A 15,258-nucleotide genomic window follows, 5' to 3' on the forward strand; every position below is an offset into this window, starting at 1 on the left:
CCGGGGCCGGCGGACTGGCATCGGCGCCGATATAGCGCCGCGCCCCCCGTCCGGCATTTCAACGGTCGTCAGATTCCTCGGGCTCCGCAAGCTCCTCGGAGATCGGCCGGGCCCCCCAGTCGACCAGGACCGCGTTCAGATCGTCGAGCACGAAGTGTCGCGCGCTATCGCGGTCGTAGCCGTCCTCAAGGAGGTCGTCATAATCGGTGAAGGTGTGGCGGGCGAAGGCGACCAGGGCGAGCCAGGCCGCGTTTTCCGGCGCGGCGCGGCGCAGGCCCGGGCTGGCGAGCGCCTTGTCGACCACCGCCTCGGCCTCGAAGTCGGGCAGGCGCGGCGCCAGCCGCTGCAGCGCCGCGGCCACGGCCGCGCGCCGATTGATCCCGTTGCCGTCCTGTCGGCCGCTCACGACGCCTCCGGCGCTTTCCCAATCCGCGCCCAACCTGCCATACTCCGCATCGACTTGCGTGCCGTGGACAGAACGAAGCCGGCCGGCGCGGGCAAGCCCAGGGAGATCTCGTCCATGCGTGTGGGGTTCACCGCGTTCATCCTCGGCCTGACGCTGGCCGCAGGCCATGCCGCAGCGCAGGCACCCGACTCGGCGCCGGGGACGGCCGGTCCAAAGGCCGCGCGCAGCGTCACCACGACGGGCCAGACCAAGCCGCCGGGCGGAGGCGCCGCGGCGCCGATGAAGCCGATCAACGAGGCTGAGATGCTGAAGGCGCAGAAGGCCGCCGCCGCCCGCGACAAGGCCTGGGACGCCAAGATGCGCACCACGCTGGGCTCGATCTGCCGCGGCTGCTGATCCGGCCGCGCCGAATCGTGCGGAACGCGGTCAGTCGTCCGCTTCCAGCGCAGCCCCGTTCAGGCCGTTGATCCGCGCCTTGAGCACGTTCGAGGGCTTGAACACCATGACCTGACGCGGCTCGATCGCCACCTCGACGCCGGTCTTCGGATTGCGGCCGACGCGGCGGCCCTTGCTGCGCACCACGAACGAGCCGAACGACGACAGCTTCACGGTCTCGCCTTCGGCGAGACAGGTACAGATCTCGCCGAGAACCGTCTCCACGAGAGCCGCGGATTCCGTGCGCGAGAGGCCGACCTGCTGATAGACGGCCTCGCTCAGATCGGCGCGTGTGACCGTCTTCCCCGTCATGCTCCACCCCCAAGGAATGCTTTTTCGAGGATCGTCTGCACGACGTATCCCTATGATCCGGCACGCTAATCGGCGCTCCGGCCCGGGTCAACCGCAAGGCCGGTATTCCGCCGCAAATTGTCCGCTTGGGCCTACCAGCGAATCAGGGCCGCGCCCCAGCTGAAGCCGCCACCGATCGCCTCGATCATCACGAGGTCGCCGTCGCGGATGCGCCCGTCCTTGCGGGCGACATCGAGGGCGAGCGGGATCGAGGCGGCCGAGGTGTTGCCGTGCCGGTCAACCGTCAGCACGATCTTCTCGCGTGCGATGCCGATCTTGTCGGCCGAGGCCTCGATGATGCGCCGGTTCGCCTGGTGCGGCACGAACCAAGTGAGGTCGTCGGCGGTGACGCCGGCCCGTTCCAGCGACTCGACGATCACGTCGGTGACCGAGCCAACCGCGAAGCGGAAGACCTCGCGGCCCTCCATGCGCAGATGCCCGGTCGTGCCGGTGGAGCCCGGTCCGCCATCCACGTAGAGCTTCTCCCGGTGTCGCCCGTCGGAGCGCAGGCTCGCCGAGAGCACGCCGCGGCCCTGCGCCTCCGAATCGGGACGCGCCTCCATCACGATCGCCCCGGCCCCGTCCCCAAACAGCACGCAGGTGGTGCGGTCCTCCCAGTCGAGGATGCGCGAAAAGGTCTCCGCCCCGACCACGAGGGCGCGCCGCGCCCCGCCCGTGGTGAGGAAGCGGTCGGCCGTCGAGACGGCGAAGACGAAGCCGGCGCAGACCGCCTGCAGGTCGAAGGCCGCGCCCTGCCGGATGCCCAGAGCCGCCTGGATCTGGGTCGCCGTCGAGGGGAAGGTGTGGTCCGGCGTTGAGGTCGCGCAGATCACGAGGTCGATGTCGTCGGGGCCGAGCCCCGCATCGTCGAGAGCGGCGCGGGCCGCACGCGTGCCCAGCACCGAGGTGGTCTCCTCGGGAGAAGCGAGGTGGCGCTGGCGGATGCCGGTGCGCTGGACGATCCACGCGTCGGAGGTGTCGACCCGCTCGGAGAGCTCGGCATTCGTCACCACCCGCTCGGGCAGACTCGACCCTGTGCCGACGACGACGGAACGCAGGCTGGTCATCGTGTCCCTTCCCGGAACGCTCCGGAACGCGCGAGCTCTGCCCGCGGATCCGTCCTGGCGTTCCTCAATCCTCTACGCCGTCGGGAGCCGTGCCCGGGCGGGCCCGACCTTCACTCGTTGCGACCTGCGCCCCGTGCGCCGAACCGGCGCACGTCGTTGGGCGCGCCGTGCTCAGACCCGCGCCATCGTGGTCGGCGTCTCGTCCAGCATGTCGCGAATGGTCCGCATCAGGTCGTGGCGGGCCATGTCGTGGGCAAGGTCGATCGCCGCGGCGAAGCCCTGCGCATTCTCGGAGCCGTGGCTCTTGATGACGATGCCCTCGAGGCCGAGAAACACGCCGCCATTGGCCCGGCTCGGGTTCATCTTGTCCTTGAGCGCCTTGAAGGCCTGCCGCGCGAACAGCGCACCGATCTTGGCCGACAGGGTGCGGGTCATGGCCGAGCGCAGATAGGTGCCGATCTGCTTGGCGGTGCCCTCGGCGGTCTTCAAGGCGATGTTGCCGGTGAAGCCCTCGGTCACCACCACGTCCACGGTGCCGCGGCCGAGATCGGTGCCCTCCACGAAGCCGTGATAGGCGAAATTCGCCGCATCGTGCTCGCGTAGCAGCCGGGCGGCTTCCTTGACCGCCTCGTTACCCTTCATCTCCTCGGTACCGACATTGAGGAGGCCGACGGTCGGGCGCTCCAGGTCCAGTACGATGCGGGCCATGGCGGAGCCCATCACGGCCATCTCGACGAGGTGCTCGGCATCGGTGCCGATGGTGGCGCCCACATCGAGCACCACGCTCTCGCCGCGCACCGTGGGCCACAGGCAGGCGATGGCCGGCCGCTCGATGCCAGCCATGGTCTTCAGGCAGATCTTCGACATCGCCATGAGGGCGCCGGTATTGCCGGCCGAGACCGCGGCCTGGGCGTGCCCGTCGCGCACCGCCTGGATCGCCTGCCACATCGAGGACTTGCCGCGGCCCTGGCGGACCGCCTGGCTCGGCTTGTCATCCATGGCGATCGACATGGTGGTGTGCCGGATCTCGACGGCACCCTTCAGGCGCGGCTCGGCCTCGACGAGCGGACCCACCACGGCCTCGTCGCCGAACATGATGAAACGCGTCTCCGGATGGCGCTCGCGGGCGATCGCCGCCCCCGGCACGACCGTCGAGGCGCCATGATCGCCGCCCATGGCGTCGAGCGAGATGCACACGGGTTGGGACATGGTGGATGCGGGGCTAAGCCTCTGGGGAGCCGGGACGTGTCGGCGTGTGCGACCGCCCGGCGGAGGATGGGGCGCGGAGCGGGGCGGAAAATAGCGATCCCTCCCCGCCGGGCAAACGTTTTCTCAACCACGGCCGCTCGGAGCGTCCGCGACGCGGCGAGGCGCGCCTCCGAATCCCGAGCGTTCGAATTTCATGCGTCGCCGTCCTTCAGCGCACGCAACGCGTCGAAGGGGCCCGCATCCTGGCCAACCTGAACGGGTTCGAAGCTCACGCCGGGCTTGCGCGGATAGGGATCGAGGCCGAGCGCCAGGAATTCTGCGGTGAGCACGCCGAAATCGATGCGGCCGCCAACGATCGGGTCCGGCACCTCGGCATCCTCGGCATCGGTCCCCGCGAGCCGGTCGGTATCGGTGAACTCGACCTCGACCGGCTCGCTCACCTTCGCCTCGAAGGGCTCCAGGGTGACGGTGCAGATCTGGGTGACCAACGCCTCGACCCGGCCTGTGACGATGAGCCGGGTCGTCGGGCCGGAGATGTCGAAATGGCCGACGAGGTCGCGCAGACCCGGGATACCGAAATCCTTGGCGAGGGCCTCGGCTTCCGCCTGCGTCGCCTCCACGGTCACGCCGCCGCGGCCCGGCGGCAGGCGTGAGACGTCAACGATCCGCGAGAGGGGCCCGACCTTGTCCGCGTGACTCATACTCTGTCTCCTGCATCCGCCGCGAAGCCCGCCGGATCGGGAAGATCAAGCGTTGCCGCGAGCAGACGATCGAGGTCCGACCCGTCGAGGGCGGCATCCGCGGCCGTGACATAGGCCGCGAGCCCCGCCGCCTGGGGCGTCGCGGCGGCGGCGTCGGCCCCCAGAACATTGCGCGCGAGCGCGAGCTGCAGGGCCTCGCCGTCCCGCGCGTCAAGGGCGGCGTCGTAGCCCCCGGCCCGGCCGTAGAAGGCAGCGCCGAGCTTCTTCATGCGCTTAGGCACGCCGAAATCGCCGATGCCGAGTTCGCGCAGTGAGGCGTCGAGTTGGAGGAAGACCGAGTTCACGAGGTCCTGCGCCACGTCCGCGGCCGGCGGCGGCAGGCGGTTCAGGCGGCGCAGCACCAGCACGGTGTGGAGCACGAGGCACTCGAAACGGCCCTCGACGGTGTCGGGCACACCTAGACGTTCGTAGAGCGCGGGCGCCCGGCTCGCGGCGATGATCGCCAAGTGCAGTGTTTCGATGGTACGGCGGCGCTCGCTGCCGCGGCGGAAGAACCGGGCGATCATGCCGCCCTCCCCCGGGCCGGTCCCGCTTCTCCCCGGGGCTGTGTCCGGGCTTGCCTTGTCAAAGCCATAACCCCGCGGTACGGCAACCCACGGTCAAGGTGCAAGCGCTGCCGCAAACCGCCCGCAAGCGCGGGGCTGCGCGACACGTCGTCAACACAGGTTTTCCGGGGGGCCGATGCCGCGCCGTCTCGTCTCGTCTCTGGCGCGTGGCGCCCTCCTCGCAGGCCTCGGCCTGGCTCTGTCCGGCTGCATCGGCGAGGAACTGCGTCACGGCTATCAGGTCGATCAGGCGGCGCTTGCCGCGGTGAAACCCGGCATGAGCGCCGAGCAGGTCCTGCAGACGCTCGGCACGCCCTCGACCGTGTCCACGGTCGGCAACAAGTCCTGGTACTACATCTCGCAGAACACCAGCCGCACGGTGATGTTCCTCGGCGAGCGCGTCGACGACCAGAAGGTCACGGCGGTCTATTTCAACCAGGCATTCAAGGTCGAGCGCGTGGCGCTCTACGGCCTTCAGGACGGCAAGGTGTTCGATTTCATCGAGCGCACCACGCCGACCAGCGGCCAGGACCGCGCCTTCCTCAGCCAGCTCTTCCGCGGCCTGACCCGCTACGAGCCCTTCGGCGGCGGCGCCGGCAGCCTCGTCCCGGGCGCCAACCGCGGCATGTGATCCTGCGGGGATGACGGGCTCAGGCTCGGCGCCCCTGCCCGTTCGAGCGGGAGCGAGCGATCGTCCCGCGAGCGTTCGGCTCGTACCCTCATGCTGTCTCCGTCGAGGCTGCCGCCCCGCGTCGGTCTTGAGAGGCTGAAAGCGCCTCACAACGGGGCCCTCAGGCGGGTGCGAGCGGTCGGCCGGCGAGGCCGAGGGACGCGGTGATCGCGGCTGGATCCGCGAAGATCAGATCGGGGCCGGCGGCGGCGAGCGCCTCGGCCCGCGTATAGCCCCAGCTCACCGCTCCGAAGGCGCAGCCGACCGCGCGCGCCGCCTCCAGGTCGCGCAATTCGTCGCCGATGCAGAGTGTCTGCGCCGGTGAGACACCGACGCGCCCCACCAGTCGTTCGAGCCGCCGCGCCTTGCCGAACAGCGAGGCGCCGCAGGCGTAATGCGCGATCCGCGCCGCGTTCTCCGCACCGAGCACGCGCTCCACGTTCCCCTGCGTGTTCGAGCTGAGCAGCGCCAGGGCCACGCCGCCGGCCGCGAGATCAGCCAGCATCTCCGGCACGCCCGGGAACAAGTGCAGCCGGTCGATGTCGCGGGCGGCGAGCGCGTGCATGTGGCGGGCGATCGCCGGAAGCTTCCAGCGCGGCACGCCGAGGTGCCGGACGATGGCCGAGGCCGAGAGGCCGCGCAGGGCCTCGGTCTCATCGGGGTGGACGCGGCGGAAGCCGTAGCGGTCGGCCACGCCGTTCAGGACCTCGCAGAACCAGTCGAAGCTGTCGGCCAGCGTCCCGTCGAAATCGAGCACGACGAGCGTGTAAGGCGACACGAACCTACAGCCTCAGATTGGCGATCGGCACGTCGAGCCGCATCACGAGGCCGCTCGGGGCCCAATCGTGCTCCAGAACGCCGTCGAGCTGGCCGGCGACGCTGCGCTCGGCCAGCACCGTGCCGAAGCCCTTGCGCGCGGGCGCGGCCTTGACCGCCGGTCCGCCCTGCTCGGCCCAGACCAGTCGGTACTGGTCGCCCTCGCGGCAGCCGGTGAGGGTGACGGTGCCACCCTGCGCCGAGAGGCCCCCATACTTGACCGCGTTCGTCGCCTGCTCGTGCATGATCAGCGCGAGCGCGGTGGCGCTCCGCTCGCCGATTTCCGTGTCGTCGCCTGCGATGGCGACCCGGTCATGGCCATCCTCGCGGTAGGCCGCCATGATCAGCCGCATCAGGCCGAGCACGGTCTGACCGGACAGGGGCGGCGCGCTCTCCGGGGAATGGGGACGGACATATTCGTGCGCCCGGGCCAGAGCGCCCAGGCGATCACGGAAGGCGTCCACGAAGGGGCGCGCCTCCGGGTTGCCGCGCGCGGTCAGCGCAGCGATGCCGCCCACCACCGCGAAGATGTTCTTGATGCGGTGCGAGAGCTCGCGGATCAGGAGGTCGCGGGCCTCTTCCGAGCGTTTGGCCTCGCGCAGGTCGCGCGTCACCGTTCCGTAGCCGACCTTCGCGCCCGTCGAATCCCGCACCGGGAAGATGTTGAACTGGACGGGGACCGCGTCGCCGGTATCGATCCGATGGAAGGCGAGTTCGCCCTCCCACCAGCCGTCCCGGCGGGCGGCCGGCATCACCGTCCTCTCGAACACCGTCCGGCTCTCGGGCGTGAAGAACTGGGGGAGCGTGAGGGCGCGGGCTGCGGCGAGATCGGGAAGCCCGACGAGGGCGAGGCCGGCGGCGTTGAGGTGGACCGTGCGGCCCTCCTCGTCGGCGAGTCCGATGAAGTCCTTCGAGGTCTCGACGATGGCGGCGAGCTGGCGCGCCTCGCTCTCGGCACGCTTCAGGTCGTCGATATCGGTGCAGGTGCCGAACCAGCGCTCGATGCGGCCGTCCGCATCGCGGATCGGCAGGGCCCGGCCGAGGGTCCAGCGATAGGCGCCGGAGCGGTGGCGCAGCCGGTACTCGATCTCGTAGGGCTCGCCCGTGGCGAGGGAGTGCCGCCAACGCGTCCAGGCGCGCTCCTGATCGTCCGGGTGGAACATCCCGTTCCAGCCCTCGCCGTCGGTCGAGCCATAGGGCACGCCGGTGAACTCGTACCAGCGGTCGTTGTAGTAGTCGTGGAAGCCGTCTGGCAGGGTCGTCCAGACCATCTGCGGCATCGCCCCGGTCATCACACGGAAGCGCCGCTCGCTCGCGGCCAGTTCGGCCTCCCGGGCCGCGACTTCCGTCAGAGTGAGCCGGTGCTCAATCAGGGTGGAGACCTGATTGGCCAGGGTGCGCAGCGTCGCCGCCTGCTCAGGCGACAGCCCGTCCGGGCGCGGCACCCGGTCGAGGACGCAGAGCGATCCATATGCCACACCGGCAGCGGACCGGATCACCGCGCCCGCATAGAACCGGAAGTGATCCTGGCCGGTGACCAGCGGATTCTCGGCGGTTCGCGGATCCGCGGTCAGGTCGGGAACGACCAGGAGGCTGTCCTCTTGGATGGCATGGGCGCAGATCGAGAGTTCGATCGGCATCTCGCGGCAGCCGCCGAGGCCGATCTCCGCCTTGAACCATTGGCGTGTCGTATCAACGAAGCTGACGAGAGCCACGGGCGCTCGGCAGACATAGGCCGCGACCTGGGCGAGGTCGTCATAGGCGGCCTCACGCTCGGTATCGAGGATCCGCGCGGCGTGCAGAGCAGCGACCCGCTCGGACTCGCCCGGCTTCGGCGGGCTCGCCGGAGCGAGCGTGATCGCGGGTGGAATGAGCGGAGCCATGATTCACCGCTCAAATAGGGGTGCCGTCCGATCCCGAACAGGGATGACCTGCGGGCATCCCCCGATTTCGTGAAGAACCCGGTATTCGTTGCCGACCAGATCCGAACATCACGGGGCCTGGACGGAGCGGGCCGGCGCCCCGGACGATCGCTCGGGGCGCCGACCGTGGTGTCAGGCGGCCTCGGCGGACAGAACCGGATAATCGACGTAGCCCTCGGGGCCCTGCGAGTACCAGGTCTTGGCGTCGTCCTTGTTGAGGGGCGCGTCCTTCGCGAATCGATCCGGAAGGTCGGGATTGGCGATGAAGGTGCGCCCGAACGCGATGGCGTCGGCCACCCCGGAATCGAGGGCCGCCTGCCCACTGCGGTGGTCGTAATCGGAGTTGAGGACGAGCGGTCCCTTGAAGCGCTTGCGCATCACCGGCGCGACGGGCGGGTGGTTGGCCTTGCCGAAGGTGCCGTTCGGACCGGGCTCGCGCATCTCAAGGAAGGCGATGCCGATCTCGTCGAGCGCCGCTGCGGCGGCGCCGAACAGGGCATCCGGATCCGAGTCGTCGACGCCCTGGATCGCGCCGTTCGGCGACAGGCGGACCCCCGTGCGGTCCTTGCCCACCACGTTCGCCACCGCCTGCGTGACCTCGCGCAGGAGCCGGATGCGATTCTCCACCGAGCCGCCATAGGAATCGGTCCGGTGGTTCGTGCCGTCGCGCAGGAACTGGTCGATCAGATAGCCGTTCGCGGCGTGGATCTGCACGCCGTCGAAGCCGGCGGCGAGCGCATTGCGCGCGGCGCGCTCGTAATCGGCGAGCAGGCGCGGGATCTCGTCGATCTCGAGCGGGCGGGCCTCCGCGTAGGGCTTCTTGCCCGCATAGGTGTGGGCTTGGTCGGGCGCGGTGGTGGCCGAGGCCGAGACCGGCTTCTCGCCGCCGAGGAAATCGGGATGGACGATCCGGCCCATGTGCCAGAGCTGGCTGACGATCCGGCCGCCCTTGTCGTGGACCGCCTTCACGACGGGCTTCCAGGCCTCGACCTGCTCGTCGGACCAGAGGCCCGGGGCGAAGGGCCAGCCGAGCCCCTCGCGGCTGATGCCGGTGGCCTCGGACAGGATCAGACCTGCGCCGGCGCGCTGCGCGTAGTACTCGGCCATGATCGGCGTCGGCACGTGCTCCTTCGTGGCGCGTCCGCGGGTGAGCGGGGCCATGAAGATGCGGTTCGGGGCCTCGATGGCGCCGATGCGGATCGGATCGAACAGTGAGGGCATGGTCGTCCCGTCTCATGGCGCGCCGCTCGCGGCCGCGCCCGGTTACACTCCGAGCGCATAGGTGGTCGGCCCATAGCCTCGTACCAGGGCCTCATCCCGCGCTGCACGCGGGCCTCGTGCGGCGCCGCACATGAAGTCGCGATGAGGACGCCCGGACCCGCGACCATCCGGAATGGCGGAATCTGCAAAGCGAATGACGCGCGCGGTCACTGCCCTGCTCGTGGTCCCCGCCTAGGGTTCGATCCGTCGACGGGCCCGGCACTCGGAGCCCGTCATGGCAACCGGCGGCCGCGTCTACCGCGGAAGCGGCGCACCGTATCCCGATCCATCGATCGCGATACGGCCCCCGCGCCGCCGCTCATCAACCGAGGATCAAGAATGAACGCGTCCCTTCGCACGCGGCGGGCGATGCTCGCCCTCGCCCTCGCGCTCGCCCCGATCACCATCGCCTCCATGTCGGCCGCCCAGGCGCAGCCGGCTTCGTCCGACGCCATCGTCGGGAAGTGGGAGGCCGACGACGGCAGCGTGAAGCTCGACCTGTTCCGGGCCGGGTCCAAATTCCAGGCCCGGCTCCTCTACGGCAACAAGATCGTGGAGGCCGACAACGTCACGCTCAAGAAAGATCTCAACAATCCTGACCCTGCTTTGCGCAGTCGCTCCTTGAAGAACATCGTCTTCGTAACTGGCCTACGCTGGGCGGACGGCGAGTGGACGGGCGGTTCGATCTATGATGCCTCGTCCGGACGCACCTACAATTGCCGCGCCGAGATGCAAGACGGCAAGCTGCATGTCCGCGGCTATCTCGGCGTGCCCGCCCTCGGCCAGACGCAGACTTTCCATCGCATGCCCTGAGGCGCCCCGTGTCGGCGCCATCCGCCACGCAGCCTTCGCCAACCACCCTTGGCCGGTTGGCGCGATCTGCAACCCGGATGGCGCCGACCGTCACTGCTCGCCCCCGATCACCAGCCTAACGTCCGCCTGGTACACGGAGAGGACACGATGTCGGCCAAGGGAACGAAGACTGGAATGAAGACGGCGTTGGTGACGGGGGCGTCCTCCGGGATGGGCCGGGCGATCGCCGAGCGCCTGCTCGACGACGGCTACCGGGTCTACGTCGCCGCGCGTGGGATCGATCGGATGAGCGATCTGGCAGCGCTCGGCGCCCGGCCGCTACAGATGGACATCTCCAAGGAGGACGACATCCGCGCTGTCGTCGATATCATCCTCGCCGAGGCCGGGGGCGTGGACGTGCTCGTGAACAACGCAGGCTTCGGACTCTACGGTCCCGTCGAGGATGTCGGCCTTAACGAGGCGCGCTACCAATTCGAGGTCAACCTCTTCGGCCCGGCCCGCCTCACGCAGTTGCTCCTGCCGGCGATGCGCGCCAAGGGCGCCGGCACCATCGTCAACATCAGCTCGATGGGCGGCAAGATCTACACGTTGCTCGGCGCTTGGTACCACGCCACCAAACATGCCCTGGAGGGCTGGTCAGACAGCCTGAGATTGGAACTCGCCTCTTTCGGGATCCGCGTTGTCGTGATCGAGCCGGGTCTGATCGAGACCGGCTTTGGCGACGTGCTGGCCGAAGGCCTGGTAACGCGCTCGGGCGTCGGCGCCTATGCGACGATGACGCAGGCCGTCGCGCAATCGACCAGGGGCGCCTACGGCCAGGGTCGTGGCACCGATCCTGCCGTCATTGCGGAGGTCGTATCGAAGGCCGTGCATACGCGCCGGCCGAAGACACGCTACGTCGCCGGCAAATATGCCAAGCCGATGATCGCCATCCGGAAATGGTTCGGCGACCGCATGTTCGACCGCGTGATCATGAGCCAGATGCGATAGGACCCGGCGATGAGTGGAATGCCTCCCGACCGGTGCAAAGTGCCGCAAGCCTTCTGGCGCGCGGTCGACGCCCTCGGCCTGCCGCCTCCGGCGCTGCTGCGGCAGGCGCGCCTGCCGGCCACCCTCCATCTCGGCGGCCAATCCCTCGTCACCACGGCACAGTACTTCGCCCTGTGGCGGGCGCTGGAGACATTGGCCGGGGATCCGGCGCTCGGGATCAGGCTGGTCGAGGGCGCGGCGACCGCGGCACATCCGCCCTCGAGCCTCGCTGCCTTCTACGCTCGGGACTATCGCGACGGTCTGCACCGGATCGCGCGATTCAAGCGCCTGTGCACGCCGGAGCAGTTCCATATCGTGGAGGAGGCTGAGGATTGTACGGTCACCGTCGCGTGGCTGCACGCCGACGAGCCCGAGCCGGCGGTCGCCACGGATGTGGCCTTCGCGACCCTGGTCGAGCTGGGGCGGCGCGGCACCGGACAGCGGCTAACGCCTCGCCGCGTCGAATTCATGCGGCCCGCCCCTACCGAGGACGTGCATGCGGGCTATTTCGGCTGCACGATCCGCTACGGGGCCGCGCGCAACGCGCTGATCCTGAAACGTGCAGACCTCGACCGGCCGTTCCCGGGGCACAATCCAGAGCTCCTCGACATGCTGACGCCCGCCCTCGCCTCCGCCCTCGGCGAGTTGCAGGCGCGCAGCTCCACGCGCGAGCAGGTGAAGGTCGTGCTGAAACGCAGCCTAGCGAGCGGCCGACCTGAACTCTCCGATCTCGCCCGGGAACTCGGCATGAGCGAGCGCACCCTCCAGCGCCGAATCACGGACGAGGGCACGACCTTCCGCGAGCTTCTCGTCGAGGCGCGCCAGGAACTTGGCCGGCAATTGCTCGCCGATCCGTCCGCCGAGATCGACGAGGTTGCCTGCCTGCTCGGCTATCAGGATGCGAGTTCGTTCTACCGAGCTTTCCGGGACTGGGAGGGCGTCACGCCGAATCAGTGGCGTGAGCGGAACGGGCATGGAACGGCGCCCTCCGTTCATTGAGTCGGCATCCGCGTCCGCCGGTCGGCGCGACGGGCGAAAAGGACAACACGCATGAAATTGCTGCTGGTCGGTGCGAGCGGCCTCGTTGGGAGCCATGTCCTCGGCAAGGCGCTGGCGGACGACCGGGTCGAGTTGGTGACCGCGCCGGTGCGCCGGCCGCTAGCGGCTCATCCGAAGCTGCTGGCGCCGGAGGTCGATTTCGACGCGCTGCCGCAGGGGGCTTCGTGGTGGCGGGCCGATGCGGTGATCTGCGCTCTCGGAACGACCCTGCGCACGGCGGGGTCCCGGGCGGCATTCCGGAAAGTCGACTACGATTATCCGCTGGCCGTTGCGCGCCTCGCCCGCAGCCATGGAACGCCGACCTTCGTGCTCAACTCGGCGATGAGCGCGAAAAGGTCGTCGTGGGTCTTCTACAGCCGGGTGAAGGGTGAACTCGAAGGCGATCTCGAAACGCTGCGCTTTCCCTCGCTGACGCTCGTGCGGCCCGGTCTGATCGGCGGACAGCGTCAGGAGAACCGGCCGGGCGAACGCCTCGCCGTCGCCGCCTTCACGCTTCTCGCCCCTGTTCTGCCGCGCAGCCTGCGGATCAACCCAGCCGCGGTCATCGCCCAGGCCATGATCGAGGCCGCAATCGCTGGGTCTGCCGGACGGCATCTCATCGGCTCGGCTGAGCTGGTCGCTCGCTGACCGCCTTGATGCTGCGCCCGACTGTATCGCGGTCGGGCGCAGCGCCTACCGCTCAGCTATGCGCCAGGATCGCGAGCAGAAGCAGGGCGATGATATTGGTGATCTTGATCGCCGGGTTCACGGCGGGGCCGGCCGTATCCTTGTAGGGATCGCCGACGGTGTCGCCGGTCACGGCCGCCTTGTGCGCGTCCGAGCCCTTGCCGCCGTGGTGGCCGTCCTCGATGTACTTCTTGGCGTTGTCCCAGGCACCGCCGCCGGACGTCATCGAGATGGCCACGTAGAGGCCGGTGATGATGACGCCGAGCAGCATCGCGCCGACCGTCGCGAAGGCCTGCGAGCGGCCGGCGATCGCCTGGATTACGAAGAACAGCACGATCGGCGAGAGCACCGGCAGGAGCGAGGGAACGATCATCTCCTTGATCGCGGCGCGGGTCAGCATGTCGACGGCGCGGCCGTAATCGGGCCGGTCTCGCCCCTCCATGATGCCGGGCTTCTCGCGGAACTGGCGACGCACCTCCTCGACCACGGCACCGGCCGCACGGCCGACCGCGGTCATGGCGATGCCGCCGAACAGGTAGGGGATGAGGCCGCCGAGCAGCAGGCCGACGACGACGTAAGGGTTCGACAGCGAGAAATCGACGCTGACGCCCTTGAAGAAGCGGTACTGAGTGTCGCTGGCATTCGCGATGAAGTAGTTCAGGTCCGAAGTGTAGGCAGCGAACAGAACCAGCGCGCCAAGGCCAGCCGAGCCGATCGCGTAGCCCTTGGTCACCGCCTTCGTGGTGTTGCCGACCGCATCGAGGGCGTCCGTCGACTTGCGCACATCTGAGGGCAGGCCCGCCATCTCGGCGATTCCACCCGCGTTGTCGGTGACCGGGCCGAAGGCGTCGAGGGCTACGACGAAGCCGGCGAGCGCCAGCATCGCGGTCACCGCGATCGCGATGCCGAACAGGCCGGCGAGCGCGTAGGTGGTGATGATGCCGGCTACGATCACGATCGCCGGCAGCGCCGTCGATTCGAGGGAGATGGCGAGCCCCTGGATCACGTTTGTGCCGTGGCCGGTGACCGAGGAATTGGCGATCGACTTCACGGGACGGAAGTTCGTACCCGTGTAGTACTCGGTGATCACCACGATCAGCGCCGTGATCGCGAGGCCGATCACGGCGCAGCCGAGAAGGCCGGCCGAGGTGAAGGTCACCCCCGTCGTCGTGGTGAAGCTCGTCGAGAAGCCACCGAGGAGGGTGTAGTTCACGATCGCGATCGCCACGATCGAGAGCACGCCCGCCGTGATCAGGCCCTTGTAGAGGGCGCCCATGATCGACTGGTTGGCCCCGAGCCGCACCGCATAGGTGCCAGCGATCGAGGTAACGATGCAGGCCGCGCCGATGGCGAGCGGGTAGAGCATCATCGTTTCGAGCACGGGTCCGCTGCCGGCGAAGAAGATCGCGGCGAGCACCATCGTGGCGACGACGGTGACGGCGTAGGTCTCGAACAGGTCGGCCGCCATGCCGGCGCAGTCGCCGACATTGTCGCCGACATTGTCGGCGATGGTGGCGGGATTGCGCGGATCATCCTCCGGTATGCCGGCCTCGACCTTGCCGACGAGATCGCCGCCAACATCCGCACCCTTGGTGAAGATGCCGCCGCCGAGACGGGCGAAGATGGAGATCAACGAGGCGCCGAAGCCGAGCGCCACGAGCGCGTCGATGACCTCGCGGCTCGAGGGAGCGAGACCGGCGCCGCGGGTGAGGTAGGTGTAGTAGAGGGCCACCCCGAGCAGGGCGAGACCCGCCACCAGCATGCCGGTGACGGCGCCCGACTTGAAGGCGACCTCCAGCCCGCTCCCGAGCGAAGAGGACGCCGCCTGCGCGGTGCGGACATTGGCGCGCACCGAGACGTTCATGCCGATGAAGCCGGCCGCGCCCGAGAGCACCGCGCCGATCAGAAAGCCGATCGCGACCTTGAGGCCGAGGAAGTAGGCGAGCGCGACGAAGAGGACGATCCCGACGATGCCGATGGTGGCGTATTGGCGCTTGAGATAGGCTTGGGCGCCTTCGCTGATGGCGCCCGCGATCTCCTGCATCCGCTGGGTGCCGGCGTCGCGCTTCATCACGTCGTTGATCGTGACGATGCCATAGGCGACGGCGCAGAGCCCGCCCAGGATGATCAGCAGCAATGCGGTCATTCGTCCGTCCTTGTTCGTGGGCCTGGCTTTGGCTTTTGGCCTTCACCGAGCTCGACCCGGGTGGGGCCGTGGGACGCAGTGCTCGGAAAGGTGCATTTCCTCC

At 69.0% G+C, this 15,258-nt stretch carries 16 protein-coding genes; 6 read left to right on the forward strand and 10 right to left on the reverse strand.

Annotation, left to right across the window (positions count from 1 at the left end; genetic code table 11):
* Positions 1-58 precede the first annotated feature (58 nt).
* Complete coding sequence (locus MET9862_RS01330; protein WP_244612513.1) at positions 59-406, reverse strand: DUF2293 domain-containing protein; 348 nt, start codon at positions 404-406, stop codon at positions 59-61.
* A gap of 114 nt (positions 407-520) precedes the next feature.
* Here MET9862_RS01330 and MET9862_RS01335 point away from each other — a divergent pair, with 114 nt between their 5' ends.
* Entirely contained in the window at positions 521-802 is a 282-nt protein-coding gene (locus MET9862_RS01335; RefSeq protein WP_142581310.1) for a hypothetical protein, read from the forward strand.
* Positions 803-832: 30 nt separating this feature from the next.
* Here MET9862_RS01335 and MET9862_RS01340 read toward each other — a convergent pair whose 3' ends face one another.
* The 5 genes from MET9862_RS01340 to MET9862_RS01360 form a co-directional block, all read right to left on the reverse strand.
* On the reverse strand, positions 833-1,153 hold the full coding sequence (locus MET9862_RS01340) for an integration host factor subunit alpha (protein ID WP_142581311.1): 321 nt from the start codon (positions 1,151-1,153) through the stop codon (positions 833-835).
* A 131-nt stretch (positions 1,154-1,284) separates the two neighbouring features.
* The gene (locus MET9862_RS01345) at positions 1,285-2,259 is read right to left on the reverse strand and encodes a beta-ketoacyl-ACP synthase III (protein WP_142581312.1); all 975 of its coding nucleotides are present in this window, start codon (positions 2,257-2,259) and stop codon (positions 1,285-1,287) included.
* A gap of 171 nt (positions 2,260-2,430) precedes the next feature.
* A complete protein-coding gene (gene plsX, locus MET9862_RS01350; RefSeq protein WP_142581313.1) occupies positions 2,431-3,468 on the reverse strand; it encodes a phosphate acyltransferase PlsX in 1,038 nt (345 codons plus the stop codon).
* Between the two features lie 191 nt (positions 3,469-3,659).
* Positions 3,660-4,169 (reverse strand): YceD family protein, encoded by a 510-nt coding sequence (locus MET9862_RS01355; protein ID WP_142581314.1) that lies wholly within the window; start codon positions 4,167-4,169, stop codon positions 3,660-3,662.
* A complete protein-coding gene (locus MET9862_RS01360; protein WP_142581315.1) occupies positions 4,166-4,735 on the reverse strand; it encodes a ubiquinol-cytochrome C chaperone family protein in 570 nt (189 codons plus the stop codon). The genes MET9862_RS01355 and MET9862_RS01360 overlap by 4 nt, the downstream gene beginning before the upstream one ends.
* Before the next feature lie 175 nt (positions 4,736-4,910).
* On the opposite strand from MET9862_RS01360, the gene MET9862_RS01365 reads away from it, so the two are divergent.
* Entirely contained in the window at positions 4,911-5,405 is a 495-nt protein-coding gene (locus MET9862_RS01365) for an outer membrane protein assembly factor BamE (protein WP_142581316.1), read from the forward strand.
* Positions 5,406-5,565: 160 nt separating this feature from the next.
* Here MET9862_RS01365 and MET9862_RS01370 read toward each other — a convergent pair whose 3' ends face one another.
* The 3 genes from MET9862_RS01370 to MET9862_RS01380 form a co-directional block, all read right to left on the reverse strand.
* Positions 5,566-6,222: an HAD hydrolase-like protein gene (locus MET9862_RS01370; RefSeq protein WP_142581317.1), complete on the reverse strand. Its 657-nt coding sequence runs from the start codon at positions 6,220-6,222 to the stop codon at positions 5,566-5,568.
* Between the two features lie 4 nt (positions 6,223-6,226).
* Positions 6,227-8,143 carry a PAS domain S-box protein gene (locus MET9862_RS01375; protein ID WP_142581318.1) on the reverse strand — a complete coding sequence of 639 codons (1,917 nt, stop codon included), beginning with the start codon at positions 8,141-8,143 and terminating at the stop codon, positions 6,227-6,229.
* A gap of 171 nt (positions 8,144-8,314) precedes the next feature.
* Entirely contained in the window at positions 8,315-9,403 is a 1,089-nt protein-coding gene (locus tag MET9862_RS01380; RefSeq protein WP_142581319.1) for an alkene reductase, read from the reverse strand.
* A gap of 378 nt (positions 9,404-9,781) precedes the next feature.
* Between MET9862_RS01380 and MET9862_RS01385 the strand changes: the two genes are divergently transcribed.
* From MET9862_RS01385 to MET9862_RS01400, 4 genes are all read left to right on the forward strand, one after another.
* A complete protein-coding gene (locus MET9862_RS01385) occupies positions 9,782-10,255 on the forward strand; it encodes a DUF2147 domain-containing protein (RefSeq protein ID WP_142581320.1) in 474 nt (157 codons plus the stop codon).
* Positions 10,256-10,402: 147 nt separating this feature from the next.
* On the forward strand, positions 10,403-11,245 hold the full coding sequence (locus MET9862_RS01390) for an oxidoreductase (RefSeq protein WP_142581321.1): 843 nt from the start codon (positions 10,403-10,405) through the stop codon (positions 11,243-11,245).
* A gap of 9 nt (positions 11,246-11,254) precedes the next feature.
* Positions 11,255-12,283, forward strand: coding sequence for an AraC family transcriptional regulator (locus MET9862_RS01395; RefSeq protein WP_142581322.1), 1,029 nt, complete (start codon positions 11,255-11,257; stop codon positions 12,281-12,283).
* A 51-nt stretch (positions 12,284-12,334) separates the two neighbouring features.
* Complete coding sequence (locus MET9862_RS01400; protein ID WP_142581323.1) at positions 12,335-12,970, forward strand: Rossmann-fold NAD(P)-binding domain-containing protein; 636 nt, start codon at positions 12,335-12,337, stop codon at positions 12,968-12,970.
* Between the two features lie 52 nt (positions 12,971-13,022).
* On the opposite strand, the gene MET9862_RS01405 is transcribed toward MET9862_RS01400, so the two are convergent.
* Complete coding sequence (locus MET9862_RS01405) at positions 13,023-15,155, reverse strand: sodium-translocating pyrophosphatase (protein ID WP_142581324.1); 2,133 nt, start codon at positions 15,153-15,155, stop codon at positions 13,023-13,025.
* Positions 15,156-15,258: the final 103 nt, after the last annotated feature.

Source organism: Methylobacterium symbioticum, assembly GCF_902141845.1.
In the GTDB taxonomy this organism is placed as follows: Bacteria; Pseudomonadota; Alphaproteobacteria; order Rhizobiales; family Beijerinckiaceae; genus Methylobacterium; species Methylobacterium symbioticum.

Coding starts and splice junctions, on each gene's coding strand:
- MET9862_RS01345 (WP_142581312.1), bottom strand. CDS start 2,259: ATGACCAGCCTGCGTTCCGTCGTCGTCGGCACAGGGTCGAGTCTGCCC.
- MET9862_RS01405 (WP_142581324.1), bottom strand. CDS start 15,155: ATGACCGCATTGCTGCTGATCATCCTGGGCGGGCTCTGCGCCGTCGCC.
- MET9862_RS01360 (WP_142581315.1), bottom strand. CDS start 4,735: ATGATCGCCCGGTTCTTCCGCCGCGGCAGCGAGCGCCGCCGTACCATC.
- MET9862_RS01400 (WP_142581323.1), top strand. CDS start 12,335: ATGAAATTGCTGCTGGTCGGTGCGAGCGGCCTCGTTGGGAGCCATGTC.
- MET9862_RS01335 (WP_142581310.1), top strand. CDS start 521: ATGCGTGTGGGGTTCACCGCGTTCATCCTCGGCCTGACGCTGGCCGCA.
- MET9862_RS01355 (WP_142581314.1), bottom strand. CDS start 4,169: ATGAGTCACGCGGACAAGGTCGGGCCCCTCTCGCGGATCGTTGACGTC.
- MET9862_RS01380 (WP_142581319.1), bottom strand. CDS start 9,403: ATGCCCTCACTGTTCGATCCGATCCGCATCGGCGCCATCGAGGCCCCG.
- MET9862_RS01390 (WP_142581321.1), top strand. CDS start 10,403: ATGTCGGCCAAGGGAACGAAGACTGGAATGAAGACGGCGTTGGTGACG.
- plsX (WP_142581313.1), bottom strand. CDS start 3,468: ATGTCCCAACCCGTGTGCATCTCGCTCGACGCCATGGGCGGCGATCAT.
- MET9862_RS01375 (WP_142581318.1), bottom strand. CDS start 8,143: ATGGCTCCGCTCATTCCACCCGCGATCACGCTCGCTCCGGCGAGCCCG.
- MET9862_RS01395 (WP_142581322.1), top strand. CDS start 11,255: ATGAGTGGAATGCCTCCCGACCGGTGCAAAGTGCCGCAAGCCTTCTGG.
- MET9862_RS01340 (WP_142581311.1), bottom strand. CDS start 1,153: ATGACGGGGAAGACGGTCACACGCGCCGATCTGAGCGAGGCCGTCTAT.
- MET9862_RS01365 (WP_142581316.1), top strand. CDS start 4,911: ATGCCGCGCCGTCTCGTCTCGTCTCTGGCGCGTGGCGCCCTCCTCGCA.
- MET9862_RS01385 (WP_142581320.1), top strand. CDS start 9,782: ATGAACGCGTCCCTTCGCACGCGGCGGGCGATGCTCGCCCTCGCCCTC.